The 4515-nt window shown below is 49.0% G+C and carries 5 protein-coding genes; 1 reads left to right on the forward strand and 4 read right to left on the reverse strand.

What is annotated here, in order from left to right; all coding sequences use genetic code 11:
• Window positions 1-411: 411 nt before the first annotated feature.
• The 3 genes from BMZ54_RS13140 to BMZ54_RS13150 all read right to left on the reverse strand — a co-directional run bounded on the left by BMZ54_RS13140 (window position 412) and on the right by BMZ54_RS13150 (window position 2776).
• A complete protein-coding gene (locus tag BMZ54_RS13140) occupies window positions 412-1005 on the reverse strand; it encodes a hypothetical protein (protein ID WP_089911758.1) in 594 nt (197 codons plus the stop codon).
• Window positions 1006-1068: 63 nt separating this feature from the next.
• Complete coding sequence (locus tag BMZ54_RS13145; RefSeq protein ID WP_089911760.1) at window positions 1069-2259, reverse strand: trans-sulfuration enzyme family protein; 1191 nt, start codon at window positions 2257-2259, stop codon at window positions 1069-1071.
• 94 nt (window positions 2260-2353) lie between these two features.
• The gene (locus BMZ54_RS13150; protein ID WP_089911763.1) at window positions 2354-2776 is read right to left on the reverse strand and encodes an OsmC family protein; all 423 of its coding nucleotides are present in this window, start codon (window positions 2774-2776) and stop codon (window positions 2354-2356) included.
• 326 nt (window positions 2777-3102) lie between these two features.
• On the opposite strand from BMZ54_RS13150, the gene BMZ54_RS13155 reads away from it, so the two are divergent.
• Entirely contained in the window at window positions 3103-4122 is a 1020-nt protein-coding gene (locus BMZ54_RS13155) for a homoserine O-acetyltransferase family protein (protein WP_089911766.1), read from the forward strand.
• 155 nt (window positions 4123-4277) lie between these two features.
• Here BMZ54_RS13155 and BMZ54_RS13160 read toward each other — a convergent pair.
• A partial coding sequence (locus tag BMZ54_RS13160; RefSeq protein WP_143080996.1) for an integrase core domain-containing protein occupies window positions 4278-4515 on the reverse strand: 238 nt, incomplete at its 5' end.

The following is a 4515-nucleotide window of genomic DNA, read 5'->3' on the forward strand; positions in this document are numbered from 1 at the left end:
ATTTAACAGATTGCTCATTTTACGTTCTCATTTTTTGCAAGCCCAATCCCGGCCTGCACCCGCCTGTTTGGAGGACTATTGGGCGGTGAATGTCGTATCAGGGATATGGGTTTGATGGGGCGGCATCAAGCGGGGCACGGCGGCCAAAGGGCCGGGGTTTGAGCCTGCAAAAAATGAGGGGAAGTAGTGCGATTATGTTGAGTAGTTCATTATGCTATGTAGGCTATGTACACTATATACGCTGTGTAATGTGTGTTATGGAATGATTGCTCCTTAAGAAAGATCCTTTTCTTTTATTAGCCCATCTTATTAGGCTGATCTATTCCTGGATGGTTATAATGCCTGGATTATGCTTGTATTATTCCCCAATATGCCCGGATTTATATCCGGGTTATGTTTAGCCCCGGATACTTAATCCACCAAGGGAAATTTCCGGGTAAAGGCCTGGTACAGGTCTTTGTTAAGGCTGTAGTTGTTGCCGATCAGGTCTTCTGCACGGATCTTCTTATTAAAGCTCCAAAGCTGATCGCCTGTTTTGCCATCAAACAGGAATACGTATAATTTACTGACGGAGAATTTGATCCGGTCCGTACCTAACAGCTGCGCACCAACGGTATGGCCGGTGGTGTGTACGCGGTCCAGCTCACCGGTTATAACAGCATCTACCTTTAACAAGGCTGCAAGAGAGGACTTGTCCATGAAATTGGACCGACGGAAGTCAATGCCAGCGCGGTACAGCAATGAATCGGTCACCTGGCAGTCCTGCACGGTTACCATCCAGCTTTTCTTATCATTCAGATAAGTGTTGTAAAAGGCTTGTTGTACCTGCAGGCAAAAAACAGAGTCCTGGCTAACGGCATCCATGCTGGGAGCAGCTATCCGGAAAGGTAAAATGGCAATGGTTTTGTAATCGGGGCCTGCAGTTTCCTGGGCCTGGGTATAGGTAACTCCTGTGAAAAATAAAATGATGGCTAACAGGTATTGTATTGTCCCTCTTGTGTTCATAAATATAGGTGCAGGTATGTTGGCAGTCCTGCACTTAGGGGTACAGGACTGCTTGTGGTATTACTAAGCTTTGGATGCTTCCAGCGCCTGTTCAATATCTTCCAGAATATCCTTTATGTTTTCCAGTCCGACAGAAATTCGTATAAACCCGGGCGTTATACCTACGTTTATGCGTTCATCTTCTGTAAGCTTGGCATGTGTAGTGCTGGCCGGGTGAGAAGCAATACTGCGGCTGTCGCCCAGGTTAGCAGTGAGCGTAAGCATTTTCAACGCATCCAGGAAACGTTTGCCTTGCTCCAGTCCGCCTTTCAGCTCAAAACAAACAATTCCACCGCCGCCGGTCATTTGCTTTATGGCAATGGCATACTGCGGATGGCTTTCCAGGAAAGGATAACGTACCCAGTTCAGCTGCGTATTTTTCTCTAACGCTTTGGCCAATGCAAGCGCGTTGGCGCAGTGGCGCTCCATACGTACATGCAGGGTCTCCAAACTTTTGCTGAGCACCCAGGCATTAAACGGCGACATGGAAGGCCCGGTGCTGCGGCAAAAGGCATAGATCTCTTTTATGAGCTCCTTTTTGCCTACTACAGCCCCGCCCAATACGCGGCCCTGCCCATCCATCCACTTGGTAGCGGAGTGTGTAACCAGGTGTGCGCCGGCCAGGATAGGCTTTTGCAGCACAGGCGTGGCAAAGCAGTTATCTACATTCAGGATGATGTTGTGCTTATTGGCTATATCTGCCAGGAATTGCATATCGATCACATCCAGCCCCGGGTTAGTGGGGGTTTCCACAAAGATCATCTTTGTGTTGGGCTTGATGAGCGCTTCCACCGTTTCAGGGCGGGTTACATCAAAGTAATCATATGAAATGCCCCATTTAGGCAGAAATTTGGTAACAACCGTGTGGGTAGATCCGAAGATGGCGCGGGCAGACAGCAAATGATCGCCCGCCTTCATGAGGGCCATAAAACTGGCGAAAATGGCGCTCATACCGGAGGCGGTGGCGTAACCGGCTTCCGCCTGTTCCAGCGCACATACCTTTTGCACGAACTCGTCTACGTTAGGATTGCTGAAACGGCTGTAAATGTTGAAGTCCGTTTCATCGGCAAAAGTGGCCCGCATTTCTTCCACATTATCATAGCAGAAGCTGGAGGTCAGGAACATGGGAGTGGAATGTTCCATTTGCCAGGTTCTTTCCGTTTGAATGCGGATGGCTTCTGTATCGGGCTGGTATTTGGGCTGGTTCTCGTTCATTTGTTTTTTTTTAGCTGAAAGGGGAAAGCAGAAAGCAAAAAGCGCTTGGCGCGAAGATGATGCATTTAAAGCTTTATGCTTTGTGCTTTAAGCTTTACGCTTGATTCACTCTTGTTTCCCAGGTAAGATTAGTGCCGGAGCGGCGCAGGGTTTCTGCTACAGAACAGTATTTGTTCATGGAGAGTTCCACGGCGCGGGCGGCTTTATCTGGATCTACCTTTCCATCCAGGTAGAATACGATCTTAGCGGTTTCCCAGATGCTGGGCTCTTTACCTTTTTCGCGTTCAGCTTCAATCTCGATCCGGAAATCAGTGATCTCCTGGCGTTGTTTCTTCAGGATCATTACCACATCAATGGCGGAGCAGCCTCCCAGGCCCATAATAAGCATCTGCATGGGGCGTACGCCATTATTGTTGCCGCCGTTCTCCACGGATGAATCCATCAGCACACTATGCCCGTTCTCGTCCGTAGCTTCCATATTGAATCCGTCGTCTATCCTTTTTAGTGAGATCTTCATGCGTTCTTGAATTTGGGTGCAAAATTACTTTAAAATGCGGAAAGCTGAAAGCAGAAAGCAAAAAGGGATTGGCGGTATTGAAGAAGGGGGGCTAGATGGTTTAGATGATTGGGGAAAGCATTAGCACAGATGGGAGAAAGCGGAAAAGGAAGGCCGAAGACAGACAGGAATCGGTTGATCAAGTAAGCGGAAAGTTTTATGTGTTATGTCTTTAGGTCGTTTTAGATTGATCAGGTAATGCAGGAAAGCTTTATGCTTTCAGCTTTTCGCCTTATGCTTTTTGCTTTCTGCGCTTTGTTACGTAGTTTCGCGCAAATTTTTAGGGGTTGTCCGCGAATGTATTACATATAAAAGAAGCGTTTACACTGGAATCGGGAGCCGTACTTCCCGAATTACGCATCGCCTATCATACCTATGGTACGCTGAATGCGGATGGCAGCAATGTTGTGTGGGTATGCCATGCGCTGACGGCCAACTCCGATGTGGCTGACTGGTGGGCTGGCCTGATCGGCGATAATTGCGTAATTGACCCGGCCAAACACTTTATTGTGTGCGCCAATATCCTGGGCTCCTGCTATGGCAGCTCAGGCCCCCTGACGCATAACCTGGCAACAGGGCATCCCTATTTTCATACCTTTCCTACAGTTACTATCCGGGATATGGTGCAGGCACACATCCTGCTGCGCAAACACCTGGGTATCGGGAAGATACACCTGCTGATTGGCGGCTCTATGGGCGGCTACCAGGTGCTGGAATGGGCGCTGGCCGAACCGGCTGCCATTGAAAGATTGTTCCTCCTATGTACGGGGGCATCGGAAAGCGCCTGGGGCATTGCCATACATACCGCTCAGCGCCTGGCCATTGAAGCAGATTGCTCCTGGCAGGATGCCAGCCCTCAAGCCGGCGCTCGCGGCCTGAAAGCTGCCCGCGCCATCGGAATGCTTACCTACCGCAATTACCAGACGTTTGTCCGCACCCAATCTGACCCCGATAAAGATAAAACCGACGGCTTCCGGGCTGCTTCCTATATCAACTACCAGGGCGATAAGCTGGTGAACCGCTTCAACGCCCAAACCTACTGGCTGCTCACCAAAGCCATGGACAGCCATAATATAGCCCGCGGCCGTACCGCTGATATGGCTACCCTGTTAGGGCAACTCTCCCATCCTACCCTGCTCATGGGCATCACCAGTGATATACTGTGCCCGCCGGAAGAGCAGCTGTTCCTGGAAAAGCATATGCCGAATGCGACGTATCATGAGATTGATTCATCTTACGGGCATGATGGATTCCTGATAGAGTTTGAGCAGATTGGTGGGATCCTGAAAGCGTGGATGCGCTTTTAACCTGAACAGTATGCGCTTTTACCCAGGAGTGCGTGCGCTTTTAATACGGGTTGCTCATGAGATTCACCAGAGTGTCTTAGTACAGAAAAACCTTACAGTTGACGTATTGAATGCAGAATTGGCTTTACAGGTTGTAGATTGTTTCAGCGAGCGCTTTACAAGGGTAATTTACTCATTGTTTTTTTTCTTGGCTTCCATTTTTTGGCCAAAGGGCCTGTTCTGGTATGTGCCTCATTGGGCGTCAGATAGTTACAACTCATATGAGGCCTGACACGGTTATAATAGTCGATGGCCTTACCAACAGCATTGACGGCGTCGCCATAGTTGCTAAACGTCCTTTTCAGCCCAAACTCATGTTTTAAAATGCCATTTACGCGTTCTGCCATAGCATTA

The sequence above is a fragment of the Chitinophaga rupis genome, from assembly GCF_900109685.1.
Classification (GTDB): Bacteria; Bacteroidota; Bacteroidia; order Chitinophagales; family Chitinophagaceae; genus Chitinophaga; species Chitinophaga rupis.

Coding starts and splice junctions, on each gene's coding strand:
- BMZ54_RS13140 (WP_089911758.1), bottom strand. CDS start 1,005: ATGAACACAAGAGGGACAATACAATACCTGTTAGCCATCATTTTATTT.
- BMZ54_RS13145 (WP_089911760.1), bottom strand. CDS start 2,259: ATGAACGAGAACCAGCCCAAATACCAGCCCGATACAGAAGCCATCCGC.
- BMZ54_RS13150 (WP_089911763.1), bottom strand. CDS start 2,776: ATGAAGATCTCACTAAAAAGGATAGACGACGGATTCAATATGGAAGCT.